Origin of the sequence: Halorhabdus sp. SVX81 (genome assembly GCF_029207715.1) — an archaeon.
Lineage (GTDB): Archaea > Halobacteriota > Halobacteria > Halobacteriales > Haloarculaceae > Halorhabdus.
Map to the genome: position 1 here is coordinate 280,306 of NZ_CP104322.1, position 26,804 is coordinate 307,109.

Here is a 26,804-nt window from a genome sequence, read left to right on the forward strand (position 1 = left end):
AGCTGCCGTTTGTTCTGCCTGCCTGAAATACCCTCGTCCTCAGCCCATCACGACCCGAACCTCGTGGCTCCCGCCGTCCTCGAACGCGGGCACGACATCGCCGTCGACCTTCTCGCCGTCGACTTCGACACTCGCGACCCCACTTTCCACGCCGTCGGGATTCTCGACGGCGATCTCGTAGGTCGCGCCGCGGAACTCCCGTTCCATCTCGAAGCCGTCCCACTCGGCGGGGATCGTCGGGTCGATCACGAGGCCGTCGAAGGTCGGTCGAACGCCAAGGAGGTACTGGGTCGCGCCGACGTACGCCCAGGAGGCCGTACCCGTCAGCCATGAGTTTTTCGCGACGCCGAACTCCTCGTGTGCGGGCCCGAGGACGTTCTGGCAGTAGACGTACGGTTCGACGCGCCGGAGATCAGCGACGTCGTCGTGAGCCAGCGGGAGGAGCTGCCGGTAGTACTGGTGGGCGCGCTCGCCGTCGCCCAGCAGGCCGGCGGCGACGACCGACCACGTGTGGGCGTGACAGAAGATGCCGCCGTTCTCCTTGGCCCCGGGCGGGTAGGTGGTCGTCCCGCCGATGCGGTCGATCGTGCCTTCGCCCTCCCACGGTGGGTCCAGCAGCGCGAAGCCGTACTCGGTGTTCAGACGCTCGTGAGCCGATTCCATCGCTCGCTCGGCGCGTTCGTCGTCGAGGCCGCCGAGTGCGGCCCAGGTCTGGGTGTTCAGCGAGATCTGCTGGTAGTCCTCGCTGGCCGATCCGATGACGCGCCCGTCATCATCGTAGGCGCGGGTGTACCACTCGCCGTCCCAGGCGTGGTCGTCGATCCGCTCGCTTTCCTCGGCGCGCTGGGTGCGCAACTCGGCTGCCCGGTCGTCCTCACCGAGGAACTCGTAGAGGTCGGCGACCTCCTTGAGGACGCGACAGTACATCATCGCGACCATGACGCTGGCGGCCTCGCCGCTGCCGTCGTCGGGGTTCAGCGAGTCGTTCCAGTCGGCGTAACCCATCCGCGGCAGGCCGTGTGTGCCGCGGTGCTCGTCGGTGAACTCGATGGCACGCTCGATGTGCTCCCGGACGGTGCCCGTCGAGCCGTCCTCGAAGGGAATATCGGCTTCCAGGAAGTCGTAATCGCCGGTCTCCTTGAGATACTGGACGGTCCCGAGGACGAGAAAGAGATGGTCGTCGGAGAACCACTGTGGCTTGGAGGGATCTTCCGTGGCGAGGCCGGCGTCACCCTCGCCGCTGAGTGGGTAAACCTGATGCCAGGCGTGGCCGTCGGGAAACTGGAGTTTCCAGAGCATCTCCAGGGTCTCCCGGACTTGATCGGGCACGGCGTGGACGATCGAGAGCGTGTCCTGGCTGGAATCCCGGGTTCCCATCCCGCGGCCCAACCCGGCCTGGTAGCGCGAGGCCGTCCGGGACCAGTACAGCGTCGAGCGACACTGAATGGGGTTCCAGACGTTAAGCATCGTATTCATCTCCGCGTCCGGGGTCTCGACCTGCAGCGTCGAGAGATAGTCGTCCCACTCCGCTTGCAGAGCCTCGAACTCACTCTCGATCACGCTCGGATCGTCGTACTTCGCGATGCGGTCGTCGTCTCGTTCGGGCGCGGTCATGAAGACAATTCGCTCGCTTTCGCCCGGTTCGAGTTCGAGGTCGTGCTCGAAGGAGCCGATGACGTTGTCGTGTGTGGCTTGTGAGTTTCTGGCTGCTCCCGCTTCCAGGACGGCTGGTTCCTCCAGGCTGCCGTACTGGCCGACGAATTCCCGCCGCTGCGTGTCAAAGCCGACGACCTCGGCACTGGTCGCGTGCGTGTAGCTGATCTCCTCGGCCGAGGAGTACGCTTCGATGACGCCACTCTCCTCGTCGACGCGGGCGCGCATGATCTGGCCCGTCCAGTCGAGGTTGGTCTGGTCGGCCAGCGCGTCCGGAAACGAGAATTCGACGTAGGAGAACGCGCCGAGCTGGCGGGTCCCCTCGCCGACGTTCTCGACGTCGAGCACCCACAGCTCGCAGTCCTCGCCGAGCGGGACGAAATACGTCATCTCGGCCGCAATGCCGTCGTATTTGCTCTCGATCGTGGTATAGCCTGGCCCGTGGCGACACTCGTAGTCGTCTACGTCTTCCTTGACGGGTTGCCAGGTCGGCGACCAGTACTCGCCACTCGAGCGATCCTGCAGGTAGACGTACCGGCCGGGCTGGTCGTCCGGGACGGCGTTGTACCGGTAGCGCGTCACGCGGCGGTTCTTCGGGTCCTTGTAGAAGCTGTACCCGCCGCCGGTGTTCGAGACGATCCCGCCGTAGACGCCCTCGCCGAGGTAGTTGATCCACGGCGTCGGCGTGTCGGGTCGCTCGATGACGTATTCGCCCGTTTCCTTATCGACGTGTCCGTATGTCATTGTCTGGCTTGGCTTGCTGGTGTTGATGTGGTTGGCGAACGATGCAAATCGAGGAGAAACCGGCTCAGCCCATCACGACGCGAACGTCGTGGGTCTCGCCGTCGCCGAGGTCGGGGATCGTCTGGCCGTCGATTTCCTCGCCGTCGACTTCGACCCGATCGACGCCCGATTCGACGTTTTCGGGGTTCTCGACGGTGATTTCGTAGGTCGCGCCGCGGAACTCGCGGTGGACCTCGTATTCGTCCCAGTCGGCCGGAATGGCGGGATCGACCACGAGACCGTCGTGGTTGGGCCGGACACCCAGGATGTGCTGGGTGATCGCGACGTAGTTCCAGGCTGCCGTGCCGGTCAGCCAGGAGTTCTTGGCCTCGCCGGTGGTCGGCGCGTCCGGGCCGGCGATGGTCTGGGCGTAGACGTAGGGCTCGGTGGTGTGGACGTCGCTGATGTCCTCGCGGGCGGCCGGGCAAATACGCTTGTAGTAATCGAAGGCGCGCTCGCCGTTGCCGAGTTTGGCCTCGGTGATCATGATCCAGGGGTTGGTGTGACAGAAGACGCTCCCGTTCTCCTTGTAGCCCGGCGGGTAGGAGGTAATCTCGCCGTAGCGCTCGTCGTATTCGGTGAAAGCGGGCTGGTGGAGCACGATCCCGTGCTCGGTCGCGAGACGCTCGCGGACCGAATCCATCGCGTCCTGAACTTTGCCGTCCTCGCGGCCGATTTCGGCCATCCCGCACATGCCGTTGGACTCGACGAAGATCTGGCCCTCGTCGTTCTCGCTCGAGCCGATGGGATCCTCGAAGTGGTCGTAGGCCCGCCGGAACCACTTGCCGTCCCAACCCGCATCGGCGACGGCTTCGGCCATCTCGTCGGCATATCGCTGGTAGTCCTCGGCTGCTTCGGGGAGGACGTCGGTCTGCTCGGCGAGTTCGGCCAACTCTTCGACGGCGTAGACGAACTGCCCGCCGATGAACACCGACTCCGCCCGTTCCTCGTCGACGTCGTGTTCGGCCGTCTGGAAGGACTCGTCGGGGTTCTCGGAGAAGCAGTTGAGGTTGAGACAGTCGTTCCAGTCGGCGTGGCCGATCAGCGGCAGGTCGTGGGGACCGCGGCGTTCCCACACGTACTCGACGGCGCGCTGGAGGTGCTCCGCGAGAGGGGCCTCCGTGCCGGGTTCGTTCTCGTAGACGACTTCTTCCTCCAGAATTGAGGTATCGCCGGTCTCCTTGACGTACGCGGCGGTGGACATGACCAGCCACATCGGGTCGTCGTTGAACCCGCCACCGATGTCGGCGTTGCCCTCGCCCGTGAGTGGCGTGTACTGGTGGTAGGCCCCGCCGTCCTTCAGCTGGATCTTCGCGAGATTCAGGATCCGCTGTCGGGCGCGGTCGGGGAACTGATGGAGGACCGCGAGTTGATCCTGCAGGGAGTCACGGAAGCCGATCCCGCGCGTCAGGCCGGTCTCGTACAGCGAGGCCGACCGCGCGAGGTTCATCGTGACCGTGTTCTGGTAGGCGTTCCAGGTGTTGACCATCCGGTCGGTCTCCTCGTCCGGGGTTTCGACCTGCAGCGCCGAGAGCTGATCGTCCCAGAACTCATTCAGTTCTTCGAAGGCCGCATCGAGCGCGTCGGGATCGCAGTACTCCTCGATGGTCCCCTCGACGTACTCCTTGTTGAGGACCCCTGGCGCTTCGAACTTTTCGTCCTCCGGGTTCTCGTGGTACCCCAGCAGGAAGACGATGTCCTCACTCTCGCCGGGTTCGAGTTCGAGATCGACCTGGTGGGAGCCGATCGGCGACCAGCCGTGGGCGATGGAGTCGGTGGCTTGGCCGTCTTCGAGCACCTGCGGCTCGTCGAAACCGTCGTACTGCCCGACGAAGGCGTCCCGCTGGGTGTCGAACCCGTCGATGTCGGCCGAGCAGGCGAAGTAGGCGAAGTGGTTGCGGCGTTCGCGATACTCGGTCTTCTGGTAGATGACCGAGTCCTCGACTTCGACCTCGCCGGTGTTGTAGTTGCGCTGGTAGTTCGAGATGTCGTCCATGGCGTCCCACAGGCAGAACTCCACGAGCGAGAAAAGCTGGAGACTGCGGGGTTCGTCGCTGTCGTTCTCGACGGTGACGCGCCAGGCTTCCAGATCCTCGCCCGGCGGAACGAAGTAGGTGACCTCGCCGGCGACCCCGTCCTTCTCGCCGCGGATCGTCGTGTATCCCAGTCCGTGGCGACACTCGTAGTCGTCGAGGTCGACGCGGGCGGGTTGCCAGGTCGGTGAGAAGTATTCCCCACTCTCGGCGTCACGCACATACAGGCCCCGGCCACCGACGTTTCGGGGCGCGTTGTTGTAGCGATAGCGGACCAGTCGACGATAGCGTGGATCCTGATAGAAACTGTATCCCCCACCAGTATTGGAAATCATCCCGACGTAATCCTGCCGACCGATGTAGTTGATCCAGGGTCGGGGCGTTTCCGGTTCAGTGATCACATATTCGCGTGCGTTGTCGTCGAAATTCCCATACTTCATATCTCAGTATAGCATCAAGTAGTGCCCTAAAGAATGTTGCGACATCCGGCACGTGCCGCGCCAGGGAGTGACGGAACGTCACGATTTTGGCCGTGCCACGCGATGGTTGTCCATGGACCATACTGTCGGCCCACGCCGTCTCCGAACCGACGGGATCAGGCCCCTGGTCAGCGAAACCAGCCTGGAGGCGACCGACCTGATCGCGCCCGTTTTCGTCGACGCGACGACTGACGAACGGGTCCCCATCGAGACGATGCCCGGCCACGAACGGGTCCCCGTTGGGGACGCCGTCGACCGTGTCGAGGAAATTAGGGACACCGGCGTCGAAGCCATCATCGTCTTCGGCGTGCCCGAATCCAAGGACTCGAAGGGATCGCGGGCCTGGGCCGACGATGGCGTCGTCCAGAAAGCAGTCCGACGGATCACCGCTGAGACCGACGCGTACGTCATCACCGACGTCTGTCTGTGTGAGTACACCGACCACGGCCACTGTGGTCTCCTCGAGGACGACGCCCGAGACGATTCGACGCTGACCGTCCGCAACGACGAGACGCTCTCGGCGCTGTCGCGGATCGCCGTCTCCCACGCCGAGGCGGGGGCGGACATGGTCGCCCCCTCAGCGATGATGGACGGCATGGTCGGGGCTATCCGCGAGGGTCTCGACGCCGCCGGCCACACCGAGGTGCCGATCATGAGCTACGCAGCGAAGTACGAGTCGGCGTTTTACGGTCCGTTTCGGGACGCCGCCGACGGCGCGCCGGCCTTCGGCGATCGGCGGCACTACCAGATGGATCCCGCCAACGCCCGCGAGGCGATGCGCGAAGTCGGATTGGACATCGAGGAAGGGGCCGACGTACTCATGGTCAAACCCGCACTCCCGTATCTGGATATCGTCCGTGATGTGCGCGAGCGCTTCGACCATCCCGTCGCCGCCTACAACGTCAGCGGCGAGTATGCCATGCTGCACGCCGCCGCGGAGACGGGGTGGCTCGACCTCGAGGCGACGGCCTACGAGTCGCTCCTTTCGATCAAGCGCGCGGGCGCGGACCTGATTGTGACGTACTTCGCCGAGGAACTGGCCGAGCGGTTGTAGCAGCGCACACCTGCCGCTTTGGCGGGGATTTATCCTCGCCCCGGCCGGAGGTCGGTCGTATGTCGCCAGCCACTGACGACACCGACCTCGAACTCGTAATGGCAATCGTTCGCCCGGAGAAACTCAGCGACGTCAAGGCTTCTCTCGCCGAGGCCGGCGCGCCGTCGCTGACGGTGACGCAGGTCTCGGGGCGTGGCTCACAGCCGGCCAAGACCGGCCAGTGGCGCGGCGAGGAGTACGTCATCGACCTCCACCAGAAGATCAAAGTCGAGTGCGTGGTCGAGCGCGAGGAGACCGATGACGTGGTCGAAGCGATCCGTGAAGGGGCAAACACCGGCGAGAAGGGCGACGGCAAGATATTCGTCCTGCCCGTCGCCGACGCCGTCCAGGTCCGCACCGGCGACCGCGGGACCGACGCGATCTAAGTCGACGGGCGGTTGGTGAGACACTCAGCATGAGACGAAAATGGGTCCCGTACCAGTTACCGGAGACAGCTGATCTTATACTTTATCAGAGAATTGATCGTATACTTCACCGGCAACGACACCCCCAGCGCACCCAGCGGCGGCTCCGTATGGACCCGCACTAGCGCCTTTGAGACCTCCCCCAACACAGGCTACTATAGACCGCTCAATATCATTTTCGAGCTCACTGTCTGGTCCTGGGTCACCATCGCCTTCTGGCATTGATTCGCATCCGGTAGATGTCGAATCCCGATGGACATTACACGGTTCTTCACTGCTACTGTTGTCCGAGTCGTCATCGTCGTCGATATTCCGGTCGATCGGATTTGCTGCTGCGCCACCGGATATTGCGGCTATGACGACGAATATGGCTAGCAACCCGATGCTCATTCGACGTACATGTTTTCCAACCATGTTACACACGAAATGGAGATCTAATTGAAAAATGGTTGTTGGATACCGAAATAATATCGTCAAACAAAAAATATAATACGGATATTATGATACACTGATTATTGCACAGAGTATTGGTTGTATCATCACCTTCGGTACTGTCGTTGCGCGTGAACTATTTCGGCGGTCGTCTGGGAGAAACTGGTCTTTTCCACCTTGATGTTCGTTCAGTTCACCGATGGGGGAGCACGTATATTGTGGACGAACGATGGCCTTATACTAATTATATTCTACCCAAGTTTAGACGTTTGTCCTATTATAGACTGGAAATAAGCACACGATCAACCAAGGAATTATATACCGTCCTTTCTTGGCCTCGAACCGAGATGGCAACCACGAACGTTGCTGAATGCGGTGGAAAAGCACACAGATTATCAGAAATGAGCGGAACAGCTGGAACGGAGGTGTCGTAGTATGGCACTGGATCCAACCGCGGTCGCCAACAGCGTCAACAACATCTGGATCCTGCTGGTGTCGTTCCTGATCTTCTTCATGCAGCCTGGATTCGCGCTGCTGGAGGCGGGTCAGGTACGAGCGAAGAACGCGGCAAACGTCGTCATGAAGAACCTGATGGACTGGTCGCTGGGGCTGCTCTCGTACTTCCTGCTTGGCAGCGCCGTTGCAGTCATCGCCGGGCTCGTGACGACCAGCGGTGCGGGCCTGGATCTCAGCACTGCCTTCGCCTTCCAGGGAGAGGCCAGTAGCTGGATCGGCTGGCTGTTCGGGGCCGTCTTCGCGATGACGGCGGCGACGATCGTCTCCGGCGCTGTCGCCGGCCGGATGAAGTTCTCCGCGTACGTCATCTTCGCCGTGGTCCTGACGGCGTTCATCTACCCCGTCATCCAGGGCTTCGCCTGGGGTGGCAACGGATTGCTGTCCAGCGCGGGGTTCCTGGGTGAAGCGATCGGCGCGGGATACAAGGACTTCGCCGGTGCGACGGTCGTCCACGCGCTCGGCGGGACGGCCGGGCTCACCGCGGCGTACATGGTCGGTGCGCGGTCCGGGCGGTTTGATTCCGACGGTAACTCCCAACCGATCCCCGGTCACTCGCTGATCTTCGCCGTGCTCGGAACGCTGATCCTGGCCTTCGGCTGGTACGGGTTCAACGTCGGTACGCAGGCGACGGTCCTGAGCGTCGCCGAGGACGGGACCGTCAGCTACATGGGCGGGGCATTGGGTCGCGTCGCGCTGACGACGACGCTGGCGATGGGTGCCGGTGCTGTCGCCTCGACGATCGTGACGGCGATCCAGGACAAACCCGATCCGCTGTTCGCCGCCAACGGCCTGCTGGCGGGTCTGGTCGCCATCACCGGCGCCTGTGCGCACGTCACCTGGTGGGGCGGTCTCATCATCGGCGCCATCGGTGGCCTGCAGGCTCCGTTCGTCTACAGATGGGTCGTCGACTCACTGGGGATCGACGACGTCTGTGGCGTCTTCGCCGTCCACGGGAGCGCGGGCTTCATCGGGACGGCACTGATCCCGTTCTTCTGGACCGAGTACTGGCTCGGCGATGCAGTCATCAACGACGTTATTACCCAGTTCGCCATGCAGATGACGGGCATCGTCGTGATCGGTGTCTGGGCCGTGCTGGCGACGATGGTCACGCTGACCATCGTCCGCGCTATCGTAGGCTCCCTCAAGGTCACTCCGGAAGAAGAGGCTGAAGGACTCGACCTCGGCGAACACGGCATTTCGGCCTACCCCGAATTCGGCGAGGGATCCGGCTCACCGGGTGCTGAAGCTGTCGCCGACGGCGGCGAAGTACGGACTGACGGCGGTGAAGTCCGAACCGACGGCGGTCGCTCGCTCAACGGAGGTGACAACGAATGAGTGAATCCGAAGCTGACGACGAGATCAAGCTCGTCATGGCCATGATCCGCCCCGATCGGCTGGGCGCGGTCAAGCAAGCCCTCGCTGAGGTCGGCGCTCCGTCGCTGACGGTCACGCAGGTCTCGGGCCGCGGCTCACAGGCCGCAAAGAAGGGCCAGTGGCGCGGCGAGGAGTACGTCGTCGACCTGCTCCAGAAGGTCAAAATCGAGTGTGTGGTGGCCGAGATCCCCGCGGAGGACGTCGTCGAGGCGATCCGCGAGGCGGCTCACACCGGCGAGAAGGGCGACGGCAAGATCTTCGTCCTGCCCGTCGATGACGCCGTCCAGGTCCGCACCGGCGAGAGTGGCCCGGGAGCAGTCTGAACACACAGGGAACGACATGGACCCCGACGACATCGACCACGCGCTCGTTGACGCCCTCCTCGAAGACGGCCGTGCGTCGATTCAGGACCTCGCCACCGAGGCTGGCGTCGCTGTCGAGACTGCCGAACGACGGATCGAGGCCCTGGAGGACGCCGGCGTCATCCAGGGGTACACCGCGACGATCGACTACGACGAACTCGGCTACGACGTGACGGCCGTCGTGCGCCTCCGCGTCGGCGGTTCGATCGAGGCCCTCAGCGAGACCCTGGAGGCGTATTCCTGGGCCCGGTCGGCGTACGAGGTGACCGGGGAGGACGACTTCCTGCTGGTCGGGCGGTTCCTCGACACCGACGACATGCACGAGAAAGTCGCCGAACTCCTGACCGAGCCATCCGTTCGATCGGTCACTGTCGACGTGGCTGTCGACGAACTCCGGCGGTTCGAACCCATGTGGCTCGGGGACGCCGACGCCTGAGCAACTCGCGCGCGCTCTCCCCGCGGCTTCCGATTTTCCGCCCACATCTCCCACACGAACGTCCAGTTCTGGCCGGCGAAACCGGACTGACATCGGACAATGAATGGCCTTATATCCATAATACTCTTCCCCATTTTGAACAAACATCCACCTATACGTACCAATACTTCACGTATTCAACCAAAGGTATATATCTTCGAATGCCCCATCCGTCAAACCGTGATGAATACGATAGACGTTGCAGTTTCGTCGGAAAAGGTGGACGATCACACATCTCTCAACTTCGACTGCGAACGGGGGTGTCCCTGACGTGGCGGTGGATCCGTCAGTGGTCATGGAGGGGGTCAACAACCTCTGGATCCTCGTCGTGACCTTCCTGATTTTCTTCATGCACGCCGGCTTTGCCATGCTTGAGGCCGGCCAGGTCAGGGCGAAGAACGTCGCCAACCAGCTCACCAAGAACCTCCTGACCTGGAGCGTCGGGGTGTCGCTGTTTTTCCTCGTCGGGTACGGCATCTCCCAGTTCGTCGCCGGCCTCGGGTTCACGCCCGCGTTCGAACTCGCTGCCGCCGACTGGATCGACTGGCTGTTCGGGGCCGTCTTCGCGATGACGGCCGCCACGATCGTCTCCGGGGCCGTCGCCGGTCGGGCGAAGCTCCGGGCGTACGTCATCTACACGATCGCGCTCGCGGCGATCATCTATCCCGTCGTGATCGGGTTCACCTGGACGCCCGAGACTGGCTTGATCCCCTGGCTCACCGGGACGCTCCTGGGTACCGAGGTCGCCTTCCAGGACTTCGCCGGCGGGATGATCGTCCACGGCATGGGTGGCCTCGCCGGGTTGACCGCCGCCTGGATCCTGGGCGCTCGCATCGGTCGGTTCGACGACGACTCGGTCAACGTCATCCCGGGCCACTCGGTCACCTTTGCCGTCCTGGGGACGCTCATGCTCGCGTTCGGGTGGTACGGGTTCAACGTCGGCACCCAGTTCCAGATCCTCGTCGTCGAGGACGGGGGCCTGACGTTCATGGGCGGCGCGCTCGGGCGCGTCGCGATGACGACCACGCTCTCGATGGCCGCCGGCGCGATGGGGGCCGCGTTCGTCGCCTGGCTCAAGACCGGCAAAGTCGACACCCTGTACGTCGCAAACGGGCTGTTGGCCGGCCTCGTCGGGATCACGGCGATCCCGAACACGACGGCCTGGTGGGGTGCCTTCCTCGTCGGTGGCCTCGCCGGCGCGCAGTTGCCGGTCGTGTTCACCTTCGTCGAGAAGCGACTCAACATCGACGACGTCTGTGCGGTCTTCCCCGTCCACGGCAGCGCCGGGATGCTCGGTGCCCTGGCGTTCCCCTTCGTCGCCGCACCGGGCGTACTCGCCGACCGGGGCGTCACTGTGTTTGAAGCCTTCGCCGCCCAGGTGCTCGGCGTGGGAATCATCGCCGCCTGGACGATCCTTGCGACCGGTGTCGTCTGGGGCGGTCTCCGCGCTATCGGGCAGGCACGCGTGTCCCCCGAACACGAACGCGACGGGCTGGACGCCTCCGAGCACGGCGTCGAAACCTACCCCGAGTTCGGCATGGGCGAGGAACCGACGGTGATGACCGACGGTGCACCCCAGCTCCGGACGGACGGCGGTGATTACGATGAGTGACGACGGATCACCGTCGGATTCCACACCCGGAGACGGGGTGTCGGCGGATTCGACGGCTGACGCCCGCAACATCGAACTTGTGATGGCGGTCGTCCGCCCGGAGAAACTCGGGGCGATCAAGACCGCGCTGGCGGAGGTCGGCGCGCCCTCGTTGACGGTCACGCAGGTGTCCGGCCGGGGTTCACAGGCCGCCAAGACCGGCCAGTGGCGCGGCGAGGAGTACGTCGTCGACCTCCACCAGAAAGTCAAAATCGAGTGCATTGTCGCCGACGTGCCGAGTGAGGACGTCGTCGAGGCGATCCGCGAGGCGGCTCACACCGGCGAGAAGGGCGACGGCAAGATCTTTGTCCTGCCGGTCGAGGACGCCGTCCAGGTTCGAACCGGCGATAGCGGGCCCGATGCCGTCTGAACACTCACAGGTCTCCACATGGACTTCGATGATATCGACCGCGCGCTGGTCGACGCCCTCCTCGAAGACGGCCGTGCGTCCACCCAGGATCTCGCGGCCGACGTGGGGATTTCGCCGGACGCCGTCGAACGCCGGGTCGACGCTCTGGAAGACGCCGGCGTCATCGACGGCTATGCCGCGACCGTCGATTACGACGAACTCGGTTACGACGTCACGGCCGTCGTTCGGGTTCGTACGGGCACTGGCCCCGAACTCGTCACCGAGCGCCTCGGCGAATATCCCTGGGCCCGCTCGTTGTACGAGGTGACCGGCGAGGATGACGTCGTCCTCGTCGGTCGGTTCCGCGACACCGACGACATGCACGAGAACGTCGCCAAACTGCTCACTGAATCCGCCGTGCGATCGGTGACCGTCGATGTAGTGTTGGATACCGTTCGAGCGTGTGAACCGGTTCTGGTCGACGAATTTGACACCTGAGTGTTGAGGGCTCGCGTTTCTTGTCGCATCGTGCGGGCACGACAGGCCGACTTGACGGCAGTTGACTGACAGCGATCAACGAGAAACGGTTCAGTCAGTACGATTTATTACGGGAGCGAGTGACGTCGCTCCCATGGCGATCTATCTACTCGTTGTGGTCCTCTTCGGGGCCGGCCTCTCGGTCGTTGCCGTCGGCTGGTATCTTCGACGCATGGAACTGACGCTTGTTGCGGCCCGGGAAGACTGCGAACGGGCCTGGAGCAACGTCGAGGTGTTACTCCAGCGGAGACACGACGAGGTCGGGAATCTCGTCGATATCGCCCGCGAATACATGTCCATGGAGCGTGACGTCCTCGAGGACGTTATCGAGGCCCGAAACAGCGCGATCGAGGCCAACACGCCGGCGGAGCAAGCCGAGGCCGAAGTCAACGTACGGGAGTCCGTTGCCGAGTTCTACACGATCAGCGAGGAGTACCCCGAGTTGCACACGGACCAGAAGTTCGAGGACGTCCGGGATTCCCTTCAGAAGATCGAACAGCGCCTCGAAAACCGTCGGGAATATTACAACGAAGCGGTCATGCGCTACAACGCGCACCTCGAACGGTCACCCGAGCGGTACGTCGCCGCCCGTCGTGGGTACGAACCGAGAGAACCCTTCGAGGCGAGCGAACAGGCGACCGGCGACTTCTCGATCCGTGAGCGTCTCGACGTCGTCGAAGACGCATGATCTTCGCGCTGGTATTTTACGCAGGTCTGATTATCGTCTCCGCACTTGGCGTGTTGTGGGGCATCGGCGCGTTGCTCGAAGGGATGGACCACTATCGCGTGAGCGCCGCCGTGAGAACGACGCCGGTGGCACAGCTGGATTCCGTCGCCGTCGGGCCGACAGCGGTTTCCGGTCGAGTCGAACCCGTTTCGTCCCCGTTCTCCCCGCTGCATGTCACAGAACAGTGTGTCGCGTTCGATCTCAGCGTCGAAGATATCAGCAGCGGGACGTCTAACACGCACGTCGATCGCCGGGAACTCGCGCCGTTCGACATCGTCTCCGAAGCGGGCTCGATCCGCGTTCGTGACGAGGAGATTGACCTGCTCGTCTCGGACAGTCGCCGGTGGGAACACGAACGAGACAGCCACGAACGCGCGAGTGAACCGCTTGAATCGTTCGAACGGGCCTGGGAGATACCGGACATTAGAAGCGGCGACACCCGCCAGTACGAGGCGACGTACCTGGAGCCGGGCGATAGCGTCTACGCGTACGGGACTGCGGACGTGGCGGACGGACTCGAGGAGGATGACGAGAAACCGCTTGTGTTGACCGATCGGGGCGACGTGTTTTTCATCTCCGATCGGGATCTCGACGAACTGCTCCGTGAACGACGGTTCGCGCTCGCCCGGGAAGCCCTCATGGGCGTGACCGTTTCGACGGTGTCGCTGGCCGCGTTCCTCTGGCTGACGGGGATCGCACAGGTCTTTCTCGGCGTCTGACTGCGGCGCTCGTACGCTACCGCCCGACGTGTTCGAGAATCCGCCCGGGGACGGTTCTGAGCCGCCGGAATATCACCCAGGCGAGCGCCAGGTTCACGACCGCCGAGCCGAACAGCAGGGGTTCTGTGAGCTCTACAGTGCCCAACAACAGCCCACCGACCGTCGACAGCAGGAAATACCCGATCACCACCGAGATGCCGAACCCGAGTACGGACCCCCAGAAGCGACCGATACTCGCGAGTTCGTGCCCCAGAACTCCGGAATCGTGTGACGATCGACCGTGGTTGCGTTCGGTCGCCGTACCGTCGTCTAGCCCTCCGGCCGTAGAGGGGACGTCCGGAACCGCGTCCGGAGCGCTCACCTCAGAGTCTCTGTCTCGGTCGGGAGCCGTCTGCTCGCGATCCTGGATGCTCTCGAGTTGCGTCCGACACTCCTGGCAGGGTTCCGTCCCGCTGCGGTCGAGTTGCCCTACTGTCGGCGTTGCCCGGAAGACACACTGCTCGGTGTCACACTCTCTGGCACCGAAAAGCCGGCCGACCTGCTTGATCGCCTCCTTGCGAACGCGATCAGTGAGCGCTGGGTCGTCTTCGTCTCCGAGCCGATGCGTCGACAACACTGCCTTGCCGTCGTCGATTAGCGCGAGCCCGAAGACGTAGTTTTTCCGTCTGTGCGTCAGGTCGACTGACGTCACGACCAGCCATCGGTCGGCCCGGATCCGATTCCAGAGGACCTCTATGGCTTCGACGGCTTCGTAGCGCTCCCTGCTGGAATCATAGGCTGACTCGAGTTCGTCCTTCGGGATCCTCCTCGACGAGATCTCGGGTGTCACGTCGAGTGTGGTCCGGACGGCGTCCGCCGTCGATTCGAGAGCCCGGTCGGAAACGTCCCCCACGGCGACGATCGACAGAGTTGTGTCGGTCACCTCGATCCCTCTATTACTCAACGCAGACACGAACGAGTGACAAAAAGGTCGCGGTATCGTCGGCACGTTTCGTTACGATCGATCGACGCCGATCGCCCGAACTGGTGCGCCATCCCCGTCGATCCGGATCGGGGACGCCCGGAGTTCGAAGCGGTCGCTGACGGCACCGAGGTTCGTGAGGTTCTCGAAGAGCAACAGCTCCGAGCCCAGCAGCACGTGGTGGGCCGGGAACCCGTCCGGTTCGTCCGCGCGGGAACGCTCGCTCGGCGTCGGATCGGGGTTGAGCGTATCGACGCCGACGGCCAGCCCCTGTTCGGCACAGCGTTCGGCGGCCGCCGGCGAGAGATAGGGGTGATCGAGATACCGGTCTGTGTTCCAGTGTTCGTCCCACCCGGTCCAGAAGACCAGACAGTCCACGTCGGAGTCGACCGTCGGGATGCGGCCGGCAGGGATCGGCTCGCGGGCGTCGAGATCCTGGCAGTCCACACGACGACAAGTGCGCTCGAAGGCCGCCACGTCGAACTCCTCGAGAGTCTTCCCATCCGGTTCGGTGTGTGCCGGGGCGTCGACGTGCGTCCCGGTATGGGTCCCGCAGGTGAGCCTGGATTCCCGATAGCCCACGGAGTCATGTTCGGCCACGGACTCGATGTTGACGGCTGGATCGCCGGGATAGGTTTGCATCCCGGTCTCGATCGGCTGCGTGAGATCGTGCATGAAGGTGGGAGGAAGTCACCAGTGGTAAATCCGCGGGGATAACAGGGCCCATTCCGTGTGTAGTCCTTCTTGAAGACGGATCCTGCGTTAGAACGACTGGCCGGAATTTGAACCGGAGCCAGAGGTTCCTGCTCGCTCCCTTCGGTCGCTGTGCGGGCGTGCCACTGGCAGGGATTCAAATTCCGCTTTGGCATTTCACTCGCTTAGGACCCCATCGCTGACGCTCCGGGGTCAATCGCTCGGAAAAAGCCTAGGCCGGAATTTGAATCCGGGGTCTCGTCCTTACCAAGGACGCGCTTTACCGCTAAGCTACCCAGGCACGCATCACGTGCTTACTTCGAGTTGACTTTAGGCGTTTCGATTTTCAGTGGTCAGCCGAGGTCCGAACCCCATCGCTGGCAGTCGAATCGACGGCGACGAGTCTCGCCAGTTGCTCGGATTCCGGCTCTGCCGTGTCGCCGTTGGTTCGGGCCTTCCGAGCGAGCGAACCCGCGTATTCACGCAACGAGGGCGACGGCTGACCGCCGACCGCGGTCGTCCCGGCGACGGTCGCCAGTTCGTAGACGTCGGCTTCGAGGTTGTGATCCAGCGAGGGATCGTCGGTTTCACGCCTGACGGTCTGATCTCGACCAAAGGACTGCACGGTACCGACAGCCTCGTCGGCGGCTTCCGTCCGTGCCAGGAGATGAAAGCCCCTGGCGACCAGAATGTCGGCGATTAGCACGTCCAGATCACCGTCCTCTTTTCGACCCGAGAGCCACGGCGGGTCCTGGGACAGCGTTCGGGTCAGTGCCAGCCCCTCGTAGATCAACTGGACGCCGACGGCGCGCCGGGCGATCGCATCCGCCAGCGGATCGTCGGGTCGCTCGAACACTGGACGAGCCGCACTGGTCCCACGCCGTTCGAGAACGGCCCGAGCACACCGTACTGTAAGACTGCCGGCCGTCATCGAACTTCGGTCGAGGCGTGACACGATTCGATCGTGCAGCCGCTCGGGCTCGACGCCCTCGAGGACTTCCTTCGCGGCCCGGCGAACCACCGCGACTTCCTGCATTAAGCAAACCTAGTGGAGGGAAAGTCAAAGACCTTTGGAAAGCCCCCCTTAATAAACCCAATCGGAACGCTTGGATGTCCGCTTGCACCCAGACAGTAGTCTCTACAACGACTCGGGGGCCGGTGGCACCGACCGTTTGTGACCGCTCTGTTCGTAGAGCGTGCGGACGCGCTCGACGATTTCTTCGTCGACGCCAATGATCCGGGCCGTTGCACTCACGCCGACTTCGCCCTCGATTGCCAGTGCGAGAATCGAATCGAGCGTGTCGTACTCGACGCCGAGTTCCGCCTCGTCGGTCTGGTCGACCCACATGCCGGCGGTCGGCGTGCGCTCGGCTATCTCCTCGGGGACGCCGACGTGGCGGGCCAGCTGGCGGACCTGCTGTTTGTAGAGGTTCGCGATCGGATGGCAGTCGACGGCCCCGTCGCCGTACTTCGTGAAGTAGCCCGTCAACGACTCGGTGCGGTTGCCCGTCCCCAGCACCAGTGCGTTCTCGGTGTTGGCGACGAGGTAATTTAGTACTGCACGCGCACGGACGCGAACGTTCCCGACTGCCATCTTCTCGCCTTCGGCTTCCGGATAGGCGTCGAGGAATGTGTCGACGATCGGGTTGATCTCGATGACGTCGTATTCGATACCCAGGTCCATCGCCACGCGCTCGGCGTCGCTCATCGTCGCCTCGTCGTTGACCGAACTCGGCATGACCAGCCCGTGGAGGTTCTCGGCTCCGATAGCCTCGACAGCGAGATGGGCGACAAGCGAACTATCGACGCCACCGGAGAGGCCTAGCACTGCCCGATCGACCCCAGCGGCATCGAGTTGGTCCGCGATGAAGTCCGTGATGTGCTCGCGGTGTGTCTCCAGTTCTGCGGTCGACAGCGAGAGGTCGAGTGGCGAATCTCCCTTCGCGATCGACTCAGTTTCTGACATATACGAAGCTGTTGGGATTCCAGGAACTAATAGTCACTCTTCGACGCGATATTGCTGGACGAGCGTGGCGTCTTCGACGCCGAGTCGGCACACGACGACGAAGCGCTATGTTCAAGTGTGATCACGGGGATATGGAAATCGAAGGCAGTTCGCGCCTGGGTGTCGACGGGAGAGGTCCGTCGATGCCCGACGCGAACGAGCGAATCGAGTGGAGCGCCGGTGGTGAGCAAATCCTTCGGATTTGCGAGCCTCGGCGCGCGAGGAACGCAGTGACGAGCGCGCCGGTGGTCTAGTGGTAGGACATGAGCTTCCCAAGCTCATAGCCCGGGTTCAATTCCCGGCCGGCGCACTTTTGCGGCGAACAACCCGTGAGCCGCAAGTGCGTTTTGAGGGAATTGAATCACGCAAATCCGAGCGGTAGCGAGGATTTGCCATCGGGTTCAATTCCCGGCCGGCGCATCTCATTCCTCCTTTCAGTCGTCATTCGATGCGCCGGGAGCACAGCTCCCGAGTCCCGCCTCGTGTGCTCGGCGGGACGCCGCCCGTGGTTCGCAAACGCTTCGCGTTTGCTCACTTCCGATAGACTCACTTTGTTCGTCTATCGACGTTCGCCTCGCCATGCTCGGCGAACTCCCGGCCGGCGCATTTCATCTGCGAACGACAGTGAGCAGTGAAATCGCAAAAGAGGGAATTGAATCTGTATGGCTCCACTCACTCTTCGAGGCGCTCGTAGGCGGTCCGGACGCGCTTGAACGCTTGCGTATCGCCGTCGGCAGCGTCAGGGTGGACGTCCTTGACGCGCTCGCGGTACGCTTGCTTGATCGTCTCCTGATCGGCCCCTGCTTCGACACCGAGGACGCGGGAAGCTTCCCGTCGAGACATGCCCTCAAAATCCGAGCGATCCGGACGCGTCGCGCTCGTGCCTCGCCGGCGGTCAGTCGTCCGCCAGCTCTCGGTGCGTCGATCTCGCCGTTCTCGACCGGCCGACTCCCGTTTCCGAGCCCCTGCTGCGCTCGATGGGCCGGACGGGCCGCCATTGGCCGCCGCTTGTCGTTCAACTCGGCGGTAGACGCGGGCGGCCAGTCGGCCGGTTCCGTGCATCCAGAGGAGGTACGTCACCGCGCCGAACACGGCAGCGGGAGCGAGGATGGCGAGGTTATACAGTGCTCCCGCGATTGCGAGAGCAACCGTCATCGCACCGAACGCCGCGGCGAGGGCGATGATGAACCGCGAGCGTTGCACGACTCCACGTTAGGCCGTCCCCAGGTAAGGCTCTCGTTCCCCGGCAAATTGCGTGGGATGGGGTTACACCCCCGGGCCAACTGGACCGGCGTGACTAGTGGCGCTGGTGTGTCCAGTGGCTTTTTGCCCCCCGTCTCCAACCACGGGTATGCTCGTCTATCACGCCCTCTTTGTCACGCTGCTGGTCGGGACGACCGGTTTTTTCACCGCGCTTGCCGCGTTGAACGTCCGACACGCCGAACGGACCGTCGCCGAGGAAACGGATCTCGTGACCGAGCGTCTCGGGATCGAGGATCCCGAAGAATTACTCGCGTACAACCGGCTCGGCACGGCGTTGGGCCAACTCCAGACGTGGATGACGCTCGTCTTCGTCCTGGTGGTCCTGTACGCTGGCGTCTACGCCGACGCCGTCGCGGCCCTGGAGGCGACTGGCTGGCCCGCCTTCGCTCGTGGGACCGCCCTCGTCGTGGGCAGCGTTCTCGCACTTCAGGCGTTCACCCTCCCCTTCGATGTCGTCGAGACGTTCGTCATCGAGGAGCAGTTCGGGTTCAACCAGCAGACACTACAGCTGTACGCACGGGATCAACTCGTCTCACTGGCTGTGACGGTCGTACTGGTCGGCGTCCTCGCCGCGGCGGTCTTCATCGCCATCGACGCCCTGGGCGGACTGTGGTGGGTCGCTGCCTGGGCGCTGTTCGTCGGCTTCGCTCTGCTCATGCAGGTGCTGTACCCGCGCGTGATCGCGCCGCTGTTCAACGACTTCGACCCGATCGAATCCGGCGATCTCCACGACGCGGTGACCGATGTTTTCGATCGCGCGGGCTTCGACACCGACGCCATCTACGAGATGGACGCCAGCCGCCGCTCCTCGCATGCAAACGCCTATTTCATCGGCTTCGGCCGGACCAAGCGGGTTGTGCTGTTCGATACCCTGATCGAGCAGTTGTCGATCCCCTCGGTGCAGGCTGTCCTCGCCCACGAACTCGCCCACTACGACCGCGGGCACATCTGGAAGCAACTCGGCGCGAGCGTCATCTGGATGGGTGCGCTGCTATTCGGTGCGTCGCTGCTGGTCGAGACAACGTGGCTCTATGAGATGTTCGGCATTGCCGGCCAGCCAGTCTACGCCGGCCTCGTGTTGGCCGTGCTGTGGCTCGTGCCCGTTTCCCAACTCTCCGCGCCGCTCACCAACCGACTCTCACTGGCACACGAACGCGAGGCCGACGCCTTCGCCGTCGAGGTGATGGGGGCCGAGCCGATGGCCGACGCACTCGCCGATCTGACGAGTGAGAACCTCTCGAACCCGTTCCCGCACCCGCTCTATGAAACCTTCCACTACGATCACCCACCCGTTCCGAAACGGCTCCGTCACATCCGGTCGCTGGCCGACGAATCGGCGACAACCGAGGCTTAGTCCAGATCGATTGCCGTTACGCCCGTGACACGGGGTTCGGATTCGAGTTCTTCGAGCAGGTCCGGCGAGACGGGTTCGTCGAGATTGTACACCGACATCGCCTCGCCGTCGATCGACTCGCGGGCGTTTGCCATCCCCGCGATGTTGATGCCGTGCTCGCCGAAGACGCTGCCGAGCGCGCCGATGACGCCAGGCTCGTCGCGGTTACGCGAGATGAGCATGTGGCCATAGGGCGTCGCATCGACCCGGAACCCGTCGATCTCGACCAGTCGGGGCTCGTTGTCGCCGAACAGCGTGCCGCTGACGGTGAGTTCGTCGTCCCCGTCGCTGACCGTGATCGACACCAGACTCTGGTAGTCTTCGGTCTCGCGGCGTTTGCTCTCGACGACCTGGATGCCGCGCTGTTCGGCGATCCGGGTCGGGGCGTCCACGACGACGTCCTGCCAGCCGAAGGGGTTGAACACGGCTGCGGTGACGAGATCGGTGTCCTCGTCGGCGAGGTCGCCCGCGTACTCGATCTCGATCGACTCGACGCGGCCCTCGAACAGCCGGAGGGCGATCTTGCTTGCCGTCTCGGCGACGTCGACGTAGCCCCGGGTGCGGGGATCCGAACTCGCGTCCGTCGAGGAGAGATTCAGCGCGTTCTGGACCAGATCGCCTTCCAGCGCCGAGATGATGCTGTCGGCAGCCGTGACGGCGACGTTGACCTGCGCGTTGTGGGTCTTCGCGCCGAGGTGGGGCGTCACCACGACGTTGTCGACGTCGAGCAGCGGGTTGTCCTCGGGCGGCTCCGTCGAGAAGACGTCGACGCCGGCGGCCGCGATCTCGCCGGATTCGACGGCGTCGGCGAGCGCCGGCTCGTCGACGATACCGCCACGCGAGGTCAACACGACCAGATCGCCGCCGAAGCGGTCGATCTCCTCGGGGCCGATCAGCCCGCGGGTCTCGTCGGTGAGCCGCGCCTGGACCGACAGCATGTCGACGCGTTCGAGGAGTTCGTCGAGCTCGACCAGTTCGATCCCCATCTGGCGCGCGCGAGCTTCCCCGAGGTAGGGGTCGTAGGCGACCAGATCCATGCCGAGGTTGTCGAGCCGCCAGGCTACCTCCTGGCCCAACCGGCCCAGTCCGACGATCCCGGCGGTCATGTCGCCGAGTTCGAGGCCGTCGAAGGACGCACCGTCCCACCCGCCGCCGGCGACCTGCATGTGCGCCTGCGGGATCTGTTTGGCGGCGGTAAACGCCAGGCCGATCGTGTGCTCGGCGGCGGCGTAGACGTTCCCGCGTGGCGCGTTGGCAACGATCACGCCGTGGTCGGTCGCCGCGGGGATGTCGATGTTGTCGACGCCGATGCCCGCCCGCGAGACGATCTTGAGGTTGGGCGCGTTCTCGAAGACTTCGCGGGTGATCTCCGTCCCGCGGATGAGCATGGCGTCGACGTCCGCGATCTTCTTGAGGACGCCCGCCGTGTCGATGTCGAAGTCGGTCTCGACGTCGAGGCCGGCGCTCCGGAGGCGCGCCAGCCCGGCGTCGTCGATCGGGTCCGTGACCAGTACCTTCATGCCAGGAGGGAATCTCCCCATCACATTAACCTTTTAGAGTTCGTTCTCCGTTCCAGTGCCGACCGAGGCACTGGCCCCAAACCGCGCCCGTTTTAGGCACGCTCGCCCATCGTCGGACAATGACGAGCGTGCGGATGGCTGTGCCCCGGAAGGGCCGGCCCCTGGAGGCGGTCCTCGAACGGATCGCGAGCCGGACCGGCCGGACGGGCCTGGCCGACGAGATCATCTCGACGCTGCGCTACGAGAAGGCCATCGCCAAAGGGGAGCAACAGCCCGACGCGCCGGTCTACGAGCGCCTTTCGAGCTACAGCGACGCTACGGACCCGACTGCCCCCGAATACACGCTGATGCGGGACGACCGTCAGGGGATGCCCCGCCGGATCGTCTTCGACAGCGTGCGGATTCCCACGGAGACGGTCGATCTGGAACTGGTCGGCCGCGAGGAACCCTTCCGGGCGCTCCGGAAACACGAGTTCGCACTCGGCTTCGACAGTGCCGACCTCGTTCTGGAGGAGGTTGTCCGCCTCGACCCCGAACCGCTCACCGATCTGGCGGCGTTGAACGAGCGGATCGACCCGCTGGATACCGACGTCCGCGTCCACACTGGTCTCGGCGATACGGTGTATCACACGCTGCTCGCAACTCCCTCCGTTGCAGACACCCAGGACGCCGATCTCACGCGGGAGTTTGTCGCCGACTACGCCGGCGAACTCGCTATCTCGCCGCGGTACGAACGTCTCGTGACGGCGGTCCTCGGGACCGACGCCATCGAGGGCATCGACTTTTGCCACCCCGGTCGCGATCGGACTGAGGAGGACGTCGTTTCCGAGGTCGGACTGGGGGTCTATATCACCGTCTCGGGCTCGACAGCGAGAGATCACGGCCTGCTCGTCGGGGAGCGTCTGTTCCCCAGCGAGACGGTGTTGCTTGAGAACGGGGCCGAGATGACCGACCACGCCGAACGGGCGGTCGACCTCGTCGACGGTGCGGACATCGACACGGCGCTGGCAATTCAGTAGGCCGAGGGCCATCTTCCCCGTCGAATCGGCCGCCTGTCGACGGGCCGGTGTTTTCTCTCCATCCGACGGTCACCGGCATGGTCGAATTGCTGACGAATTCGATCGTACGAGTCGACAGCAGCCACTCCTCAACCGGAATCAAGATATGCTTGCCCCTGGAGTGACCGCCATCGTACACGCTCTACTGATACGGGTTACCACTCAGGCTGTGATCACCTGCATGACTGTTTGATTGTGGGCCAAAAATGATATTCAATATTAAATTACGTCAACGTGCGACAGCCTGAGAGATAAAGGATTATAGTGGCTGATTTTGAATCGTATTGACATGGATGCGGAGGAACTTCGAGACGCGCTGGAGAACACGGGGCTGACGTCGTATCAGTCGGATGCGTACCTCGCGGTGCTGGATCTCGGGGTGGCACCGGCTGTCACGGTCGCTCGAAACTGCTCCGTTCCCGTCTCACAGATTTACAAAGTCTTGCGTGATCTAGAGCAGAAGGGATTCGTCGAGACGATCGAGCGCGATCAACTGCACGTCCGGCCGCGGGACCCGGACGTGGTGCTCGATGAACTCCGTTCGACCGGCCAGTTGCTCCAGCAGGCGGCCGACGATATCGAGGACCGGTGGGAACAACCCCGGCTGTACGATGACAACGGTGGCGTCGTCAAACATCAGGAGACGCTCTTAGAGCGGGCAAAGGAAGCCATCGCGGAGAGCGAGACCCTCATCGAGATGGTGCTGTCGCCCGAGCAGTTCGAGACCCTCCATTCAGCACTGGTGACGGCCAAGGACAACGGCGTCATCGTTCGGGTCACGCTCTATGACAACCCGGAGACCGACGAACTCGCGACACACCACGACGTCGAAACAGCCGTCTCCGAACTCCGACTGTCGTACATCCCTGGTCCGTTCCTGGCCGTCGTCGATCGCGGTCGCTGTTTCTTCACACCGGACGCCAGCGCCACTGATCAGCACGGACTCCTGGTCGAAGACGAGACGCTATCCTTCATCTTCCACTGGTACTTCTACACCTGCAACTGGGCGCTCAACGATCGAGCGTACGTCGACACCACCAGCGGGTGGACCTACGTCACGCTCGAAGGCTTCGTCCGTGACTTCGCGGTCCTGCTCGACGGTGGGCTCGACGTTTCGATCACGGCTATCGGCTACGATAATGCCGAGCGCAAACTTCGGACTATCTCCGGGTGCGTCGTCGATATCTCCTATACGGATGACTTTCGGACCAGTGAGCCACCGACGCTCGAACAGCTGTCGGGCTCGCTTTCCGTCCTGTTGGACATCGGTGCCGAGACCTATGCGATCGGGAGCTGGGGGGCTGTCTACGAGGATATGGAGGTCCACCGCATCGAGATCGACGATATCTCGCTGTCGGTGACGGATGACCACTGCTTGCCGACATCGGCCCCGCCGACTCCCCAGGCGTGACCCGGTCTCTCAGGGAGTCGGGGAACGCCGCGTCGTCCAGGCAGTGATCGCGATGATCGCTCCGAGGACGACGAATGCCCCGGCCAGGAGACTAAGTGCCGTTCCGAGACCGATGTAGCCACTCACCACCCCGATTATCGCCGGGAACAGCGATATTCCGAGGTAGTTTCCACCGGTCGCGATGGCGCTGATCGGTCCGCTGTAGGCCGGGTGTTCGTCGACGCCGAAGGCCGAAAGCGTCGGGAAGAAGCTACTTACGAGTATCCCCGTCGCGAGGATCGCCGCAACGAACATTGCGACGCTAGTCGTCGTAAACGCCAGGTAGACGAGCGGTGCCGCGCCCACCGCGAGGACGAACGTCACCACGAGATAGTCAAAGCGTTCGATTACCAGTCCGTACACTCCTCGGGCTGGAATATACACGAACAGGAAGCCGGAGAGGAGAAGATTCGCCTGCGCGTCCGTCATTCGGTCGCCCGCGAAGTACGGCAACCAGGTGAAGATGCTCCCCTCGATGCCGCCGCTGAAAACCAGGGCCACAGCCATGCCGAGGATAGCGGGGTTGTCAAGCACCGCCCGAAGTCGGGCGACCGTCAGCTCTTGCTCGTTGGCCGCGGATTCGAGGTCGTCGGCGCGGACCAACAACAGGATCGGAACGACGAACAGCAGGGCCACGATGGGAAAGACGTATCGCCAGTTCCCAACGGCGACGACGGCGTTTGCCAGCACCGGCGCACTCGCCCCGCCGACCGCCCACGCCATCGCGTAGAGGTTGAACGTCCGGCCACGCTGGTCGGGATAGAGGTGACTCAGCGCTGGGCGATCGAGCGCGCGACCGACGCCGTCGGCCGTCCCCTGGATCAACAGCAATCCGAGAAAGAGGCCGTAGATCGGCGCGACCGCCATCGACAGGAGCGCGACGACCGCCACGCCCAGCCCGCCGAGCATCGTCCGCCGGACGGGCAGATGCCCGGCAGCCAGTCCGACCGCCAGCACGGCCAGCAAAAACCCAAGCGTGCCAGCCGGCGCGACCAGTCCCAGAACCCCTTCAGAGACGTCGAACTCCGCCGCGACCCGGGGCAAGATTGCCCCCCGCATCTGGAGGGCGATCGCATCACCGACCACGAACGTGAAGATCGCGAGCGTCCAGCGTCGGCGATTGTTCACACCGGCTTATTAGAACAAGCGGTGAAAAATTTCACCATTCGAAGGGATCTTTTCGGTCACAGTGGCCCAGCACTCGTCGGTGCTGTCGACAGCGGGGCAACCCGTCGGCCGGCCCGGCGAGCCACGGGTCGCGAACGGGTCCCCGGCGGTCCCGACCACTCAAGTTTCGGCGGCCCCTCGGTTCGAATCCACCGAGTGATACTGTGAACGAGATCGATGAGGAGACGGCCGCCGAGTGGCGTTCGATCGCCCGGGAGGCAGCCGAGTCCGGGGCCGAGATCGCCTGTGAGTACTTCCGGGAGGGGATCGGCAACGACTTCAAGCGCGACCGGATGGACCCGGTCTCGAAGGCCGACCAGGAGGCCCAGGAACGGATCATCGGGGTCTTGGCCGATCGCGATCCGGACGCGGCGATCGTCGGCGAGGAGAACGACGCCGAAAAGACCGTTCCCGAATCCGGGCCGGCCTGGATCATCGATCCGATCGACGGCACCAACAATTTCGTCCGGGACAATCGCCTCTGGAGCGTTAGCCTGGCACGCACACACGACGGCGAATCGGTCGCCGCCGCGACGGTGTTGCCGGCGGTCGGCGATACGTACGCGGCGGGTCTTGGTGCCGTCGAACGGAACGGCGTCGAGTGTGCCGTCAGCGACCGGACGGACCCCTCGTCGCTGATCGTCGCCCCGATCTTTGGGCTAAAGGACCGCGACCGGGACGACTACGACGACGTGACGAGTTACATCCACCACGAACTCGGCGATCTCCGGCGACTGGGCAGTGGCCAGACTTCCATGGCGATGGTGGCCTGTGGCGAGATCGACGCCGCGATCTCGACCGTCCACATGACCGCCTGGGACACCGTCGCCGGCGCGCACATGGTCCGGGCCGGCGGCGGCCGCGTGACCGATCTCGCTGGAAATCGGTGGCGACACGACAGCGACTCGCTGGTCGCGACGAACGGCGAGATTCACGACGACGTCCTGGCGGCGCTTCGGGGGCGTCTCGATCGGGAGTAGCAGACGCGCTCGGACGCCAACGATCAGTACTACGTCGCTCTCTGTCGGCTCGGGCTTGCTCAGTACGTCTCTATTTCGACGCCGAGTCGTTCGAAGTCCTCGGCGTTTCGAGTGAGCACGGGTTCCTCGACGACCTCGGCAGTGGCGGCGATGATCACGTCACCGTCTCCGACCGGTGTGCCGTCGTTCTGTAGCTCGCCCGAGAGTTGCCCGGCCTTTCGCATGACTGCGGCGTCGGCGGGATAGATCGGCTTGGAGTCGAGGACGGTTTCGACCGTCTCGCGCTCGGTCTCGGAATCGGCCGCGCGAGCGATCCCGTAGTATAGTTCGAACAGCGTCATCGACGAGAGCCGCTGTTGGACGAGATCCCGTTCTAACTCGCGGGCTTTTTCGACGGCCGCGTCGTCGCCGTTCATCAGATCGATGAGAAACGACGTATCGAGGAGCACGTCAGACCCCGTCCATTCGGTCGGCGATCCCCTCGAGTTCGTCGCTCCGCCGTTCGCGGCGCTCCGCGACGGCATCTCGGAGGGTGTCGGCTTCGTCGTCGCTCAGGATCCCCGCAAGATCCAGGAGCGACCGCTCGCCGGCCAGCCGGAGGACCACCTCGGAGAAGGTCTCTTCCTCGCGTTTGTGCGCGGCGAGGCGCTCGTAGGCCTCCTCCGAGAGGCGGATGCTTTTGGACATGTGCATACAGTTGTATGCA

25 protein-coding genes and 2 tRNA genes are annotated in these 26,804 nt (G+C 63.7%); 15 read left to right on the forward strand and 12 right to left on the reverse strand.

From position 1 onward, the window contains the following. Nucleotides 1-39: 39 nt before the first annotated feature. Entirely contained in the window at nt 40-2,397 is a 2,358-nt protein-coding gene (locus SVXhr_RS01320; RefSeq protein WP_275738798.1) for a glycosyl transferase family 36, read from the reverse strand. A 64-nt stretch (nt 2,398-2,461) separates the two neighbouring features. After that, entirely contained in the window at nt 2,462-4,909 is a 2,448-nt protein-coding gene (locus SVXhr_RS01325; RefSeq protein ID WP_275738800.1) for a glycosyl hydrolase family 65 protein, read from the reverse strand. A gap of 112 nt (nt 4,910-5,021) precedes the next feature. On the opposite strand from SVXhr_RS01325, the gene hemB reads away from it, so the two are divergent. The 10 genes from hemB (at nt 5,022) to SVXhr_RS01375 (ending at nt 13,608) form a co-directional block, all read left to right on the forward strand. Continuing rightward, nucleotides 5,022-6,002, forward strand: coding sequence for a porphobilinogen synthase (gene hemB, locus SVXhr_RS01330; protein ID WP_275738802.1), 981 nt, complete (start codon nt 5,022-5,024; stop codon nt 6,000-6,002). A gap of 59 nt (nt 6,003-6,061) precedes the next feature. Further along, nucleotides 6,062-6,427 (forward strand): P-II family nitrogen regulator, encoded by a 366-nt coding sequence (locus SVXhr_RS01335; RefSeq protein ID WP_275738804.1) that lies wholly within the window; start codon nt 6,062-6,064, stop codon nt 6,425-6,427. 906 nt (nt 6,428-7,333) lie between these two features. After that, nucleotides 7,334-8,749 carry an ammonium transporter gene (locus SVXhr_RS01340; protein WP_275738806.1) on the forward strand — a complete coding sequence of 472 codons (1,416 nt, stop codon included), beginning with the start codon at nt 7,334-7,336 and terminating at the stop codon, nt 8,747-8,749. Further along, nucleotides 8,746-9,111 carry a P-II family nitrogen regulator gene (locus SVXhr_RS01345; protein ID WP_275738809.1) on the forward strand — a complete coding sequence of 122 codons (366 nt, stop codon included), beginning with the start codon at nt 8,746-8,748 and terminating at the stop codon, nt 9,109-9,111. The genes SVXhr_RS01340 and SVXhr_RS01345 overlap by 4 nt, the downstream gene beginning before the upstream one ends. A gap of 16 nt (nt 9,112-9,127) precedes the next feature. Then, complete coding sequence (locus tag SVXhr_RS01350; RefSeq protein ID WP_275738811.1) at nt 9,128-9,586, forward strand: Lrp/AsnC family transcriptional regulator; 459 nt, start codon at nt 9,128-9,130, stop codon at nt 9,584-9,586. A gap of 310 nt (nt 9,587-9,896) precedes the next feature. Next, on the forward strand, nt 9,897-11,237 hold the full coding sequence (locus SVXhr_RS01355; protein ID WP_345799498.1) for an ammonium transporter: 1,341 nt from the start codon (nt 9,897-9,899) through the stop codon (nt 11,235-11,237). A gap of 82 nt (nt 11,238-11,319) precedes the next feature. Next, complete coding sequence (locus SVXhr_RS01360; protein WP_275740847.1) at nt 11,320-11,646, forward strand: P-II family nitrogen regulator; 327 nt, start codon at nt 11,320-11,322, stop codon at nt 11,644-11,646. 18 nt (nt 11,647-11,664) lie between these two features. Further along, the gene (locus tag SVXhr_RS01365) at nt 11,665-12,123 is read left to right on the forward strand and encodes an Lrp/AsnC family transcriptional regulator (RefSeq protein ID WP_275738813.1); all 459 of its coding nucleotides are present in this window, start codon (nt 11,665-11,667) and stop codon (nt 12,121-12,123) included. A 133-nt stretch (nt 12,124-12,256) separates the two neighbouring features. Next, a complete protein-coding gene (locus SVXhr_RS01370) occupies nt 12,257-12,850 on the forward strand; it encodes a LemA family protein (RefSeq protein ID WP_275738815.1) in 594 nt (197 codons plus the stop codon). Beyond that, complete coding sequence (locus tag SVXhr_RS01375; RefSeq protein ID WP_275738817.1) at nt 12,847-13,608, forward strand: hypothetical protein; 762 nt, start codon at nt 12,847-12,849, stop codon at nt 13,606-13,608. The genes SVXhr_RS01370 and SVXhr_RS01375 overlap by 4 nt, the downstream gene beginning before the upstream one ends. A gap of 16 nt (nt 13,609-13,624) precedes the next feature. Here SVXhr_RS01375 and SVXhr_RS01380 read toward each other — a convergent pair whose 3' ends face one another. The 5 genes from SVXhr_RS01380 to SVXhr_RS01400 all read right to left on the reverse strand — a co-directional run bounded on the left by SVXhr_RS01380 (nt 13,625) and on the right by SVXhr_RS01400 (nt 17,228). After that, entirely contained in the window at nt 13,625-14,530 is a 906-nt protein-coding gene (locus SVXhr_RS01380; protein ID WP_275738819.1) for a hypothetical protein, read from the reverse strand. A gap of 72 nt (nt 14,531-14,602) precedes the next feature. Next, nucleotides 14,603-15,244, reverse strand: a complete 642-nt coding sequence (locus SVXhr_RS01385) for a cyclase family protein (protein WP_275738821.1) — start codon at nt 15,242-15,244, stop codon at nt 14,603-14,605. 247 nt (nt 15,245-15,491) lie between these two features. Beyond that, nucleotides 15,492-15,563: transfer RNA gene (locus SVXhr_RS01390), tRNA-Thr, on the reverse strand. 45 nt (nt 15,564-15,608) lie between these two features. Beyond that, complete coding sequence (locus SVXhr_RS01395) at nt 15,609-16,298, reverse strand: hypothetical protein (protein WP_275738824.1); 690 nt, start codon at nt 16,296-16,298, stop codon at nt 15,609-15,611. 102 nt (nt 16,299-16,400) lie between these two features. Beyond that, nucleotides 16,401-17,228 carry an NAD+ synthase gene (locus SVXhr_RS01400; RefSeq protein ID WP_275738826.1) on the reverse strand — a complete coding sequence of 276 codons (828 nt, stop codon included), beginning with the start codon at nt 17,226-17,228 and terminating at the stop codon, nt 16,401-16,403. Between the two features lie 278 nt (nt 17,229-17,506). Between SVXhr_RS01400 and SVXhr_RS01405 the strand changes: the two genes are divergently transcribed. Beyond that, nucleotides 17,507-17,577: transfer RNA gene (locus SVXhr_RS01405), tRNA-Gly, on the forward strand. Between the two features lie 362 nt (nt 17,578-17,939). On the opposite strand, the gene SVXhr_RS01410 is transcribed toward SVXhr_RS01405, so the two are convergent. Continuing rightward, on the reverse strand, nt 17,940-18,470 hold the full coding sequence (locus SVXhr_RS01410) for a DnaJ domain-containing protein (RefSeq protein WP_275738828.1): 531 nt from the start codon (nt 18,468-18,470) through the stop codon (nt 17,940-17,942). 148 nt (nt 18,471-18,618) lie between these two features. Here SVXhr_RS01410 and SVXhr_RS01415 point away from each other — a divergent pair, with 148 nt between their 5' ends. After that, nucleotides 18,619-19,884, forward strand: a complete 1,266-nt coding sequence (locus SVXhr_RS01415; protein WP_275738830.1) for a M48 family metallopeptidase — start codon at nt 18,619-18,621, stop codon at nt 19,882-19,884. Here the strand turns inward: SVXhr_RS01415 and serA are convergent. After that, complete coding sequence (gene serA, locus SVXhr_RS01420; RefSeq protein WP_275738832.1) at nt 19,881-21,443, reverse strand: phosphoglycerate dehydrogenase; 1,563 nt, start codon at nt 21,441-21,443, stop codon at nt 19,881-19,883. The two genes, SVXhr_RS01415 and serA, sit on opposite strands and share 4 nt — an antisense overlap. Nucleotides 21,444-21,562: 119 nt before the next feature. On the opposite strand from serA, the gene SVXhr_RS01425 reads away from it, so the two are divergent. Together SVXhr_RS01425 and SVXhr_RS01430 are read left to right on the forward strand one after the other, a co-directional pair. Further along, on the forward strand, nt 21,563-22,462 hold the full coding sequence (locus SVXhr_RS01425; protein WP_275738834.1) for a hypothetical protein: 900 nt from the start codon (nt 21,563-21,565) through the stop codon (nt 22,460-22,462). A gap of 328 nt (nt 22,463-22,790) precedes the next feature. Next, nucleotides 22,791-23,912, forward strand: coding sequence for a TrmB family transcriptional regulator (locus SVXhr_RS01430; RefSeq protein ID WP_275738836.1), 1,122 nt, complete (start codon nt 22,791-22,793; stop codon nt 23,910-23,912). Nucleotides 23,913-23,921: 9 nt separating this feature from the next. Here SVXhr_RS01430 and SVXhr_RS01435 read toward each other — a convergent pair whose 3' ends face one another. Next, complete coding sequence (locus tag SVXhr_RS01435; protein ID WP_275738837.1) at nt 23,922-25,079, reverse strand: MFS transporter; 1,158 nt, start codon at nt 25,077-25,079, stop codon at nt 23,922-23,924. A gap of 203 nt (nt 25,080-25,282) precedes the next feature. Here SVXhr_RS01435 and SVXhr_RS01440 point away from each other — a divergent pair, with 203 nt between their 5' ends. Continuing rightward, nucleotides 25,283-26,098: an inositol monophosphatase gene (locus SVXhr_RS01440; RefSeq protein WP_275738839.1), complete on the forward strand. Its 816-nt coding sequence runs from the start codon at nt 25,283-25,285 to the stop codon at nt 26,096-26,098. Between the two features lie 59 nt (nt 26,099-26,157). Here the strand turns inward: SVXhr_RS01440 and SVXhr_RS01445 are convergent, their stop codons facing one another. Both SVXhr_RS01445 and SVXhr_RS01450 read right to left on the reverse strand, forming a co-directional pair. Further along, on the reverse strand, nt 26,158-26,547 hold the full coding sequence (locus SVXhr_RS01445; protein WP_275738841.1) for a type II toxin-antitoxin system VapC family toxin: 390 nt from the start codon (nt 26,545-26,547) through the stop codon (nt 26,158-26,160). A gap of 1 nt (nt 26,548) precedes the next feature. After that, a complete protein-coding gene (locus tag SVXhr_RS01450) occupies nt 26,549-26,785 on the reverse strand; it encodes an antitoxin VapB family protein (protein WP_275738843.1) in 237 nt (78 codons plus the stop codon). Nucleotides 26,786-26,804 lie beyond the last annotated feature (19 nt).

What these genes read in the sequence shown, in the direction of transcription:
- SVXhr_RS01320 (WP_275738798.1), bottom strand. Translation starts at nt 2,397, where the DNA reads ATGACATACGGACACGTCGATAAGGAAACGGGCGAATACGTCATCGAG.
- SVXhr_RS01325 (WP_275738800.1), bottom strand. Translation starts at nt 4,909, where the DNA reads ATGAAGTATGGGAATTTCGACGACAACGCACGCGAATATGTGATCACT.
- hemB (WP_275738802.1), top strand. Translation starts at nt 5,022, where the DNA reads ATGGACCATACTGTCGGCCCACGCCGTCTCCGAACCGACGGGATCAGG.
- SVXhr_RS01335 (WP_275738804.1), top strand. Translation starts at nt 6,062, where the DNA reads ATGTCGCCAGCCACTGACGACACCGACCTCGAACTCGTAATGGCAATC.
- SVXhr_RS01340 (WP_275738806.1), top strand. Translation starts at nt 7,334, where the DNA reads ATGGCACTGGATCCAACCGCGGTCGCCAACAGCGTCAACAACATCTGG.
- SVXhr_RS01345 (WP_275738809.1), top strand. Translation starts at nt 8,746, where the DNA reads ATGAGTGAATCCGAAGCTGACGACGAGATCAAGCTCGTCATGGCCATG.
- SVXhr_RS01350 (WP_275738811.1), top strand. Translation starts at nt 9,128, where the DNA reads ATGGACCCCGACGACATCGACCACGCGCTCGTTGACGCCCTCCTCGAA.
- SVXhr_RS01360 (WP_275740847.1), top strand. Translation starts at nt 11,320, where the DNA reads ATGGCGGTCGTCCGCCCGGAGAAACTCGGGGCGATCAAGACCGCGCTG.
- SVXhr_RS01365 (WP_275738813.1), top strand. Translation starts at nt 11,665, where the DNA reads ATGGACTTCGATGATATCGACCGCGCGCTGGTCGACGCCCTCCTCGAA.
- SVXhr_RS01370 (WP_275738815.1), top strand. Translation starts at nt 12,257, where the DNA reads ATGGCGATCTATCTACTCGTTGTGGTCCTCTTCGGGGCCGGCCTCTCG.
- SVXhr_RS01375 (WP_275738817.1), top strand. Translation starts at nt 12,847, where the DNA reads ATGATCTTCGCGCTGGTATTTTACGCAGGTCTGATTATCGTCTCCGCA.
- SVXhr_RS01385 (WP_275738821.1), bottom strand. Translation starts at nt 15,244, where the DNA reads ATGCACGATCTCACGCAGCCGATCGAGACCGGGATGCAAACCTATCCC.
- SVXhr_RS01395 (WP_275738824.1), bottom strand. Translation starts at nt 16,298, where the DNA reads ATGCAGGAAGTCGCGGTGGTTCGCCGGGCCGCGAAGGAAGTCCTCGAG.
- SVXhr_RS01400 (WP_275738826.1), bottom strand. Translation starts at nt 17,228, where the DNA reads ATGTCAGAAACTGAGTCGATCGCGAAGGGAGATTCGCCACTCGACCTC.
- SVXhr_RS01415 (WP_275738830.1), top strand. Translation starts at nt 18,619, where the DNA reads ATGCTCGTCTATCACGCCCTCTTTGTCACGCTGCTGGTCGGGACGACC.
- serA (WP_275738832.1), bottom strand. Translation starts at nt 21,443, where the DNA reads ATGAAGGTACTGGTCACGGACCCGATCGACGACGCCGGGCTGGCGCGC.
- SVXhr_RS01425 (WP_275738834.1), top strand. Translation starts at nt 21,563, where the DNA reads ATGACGAGCGTGCGGATGGCTGTGCCCCGGAAGGGCCGGCCCCTGGAG.
- SVXhr_RS01430 (WP_275738836.1), top strand. Translation starts at nt 22,791, where the DNA reads ATGGATGCGGAGGAACTTCGAGACGCGCTGGAGAACACGGGGCTGACG.
- SVXhr_RS01450 (WP_275738843.1), bottom strand. Translation starts at nt 26,785, where the DNA reads ATGTCCAAAAGCATCCGCCTCTCGGAGGAGGCCTACGAGCGCCTCGCC.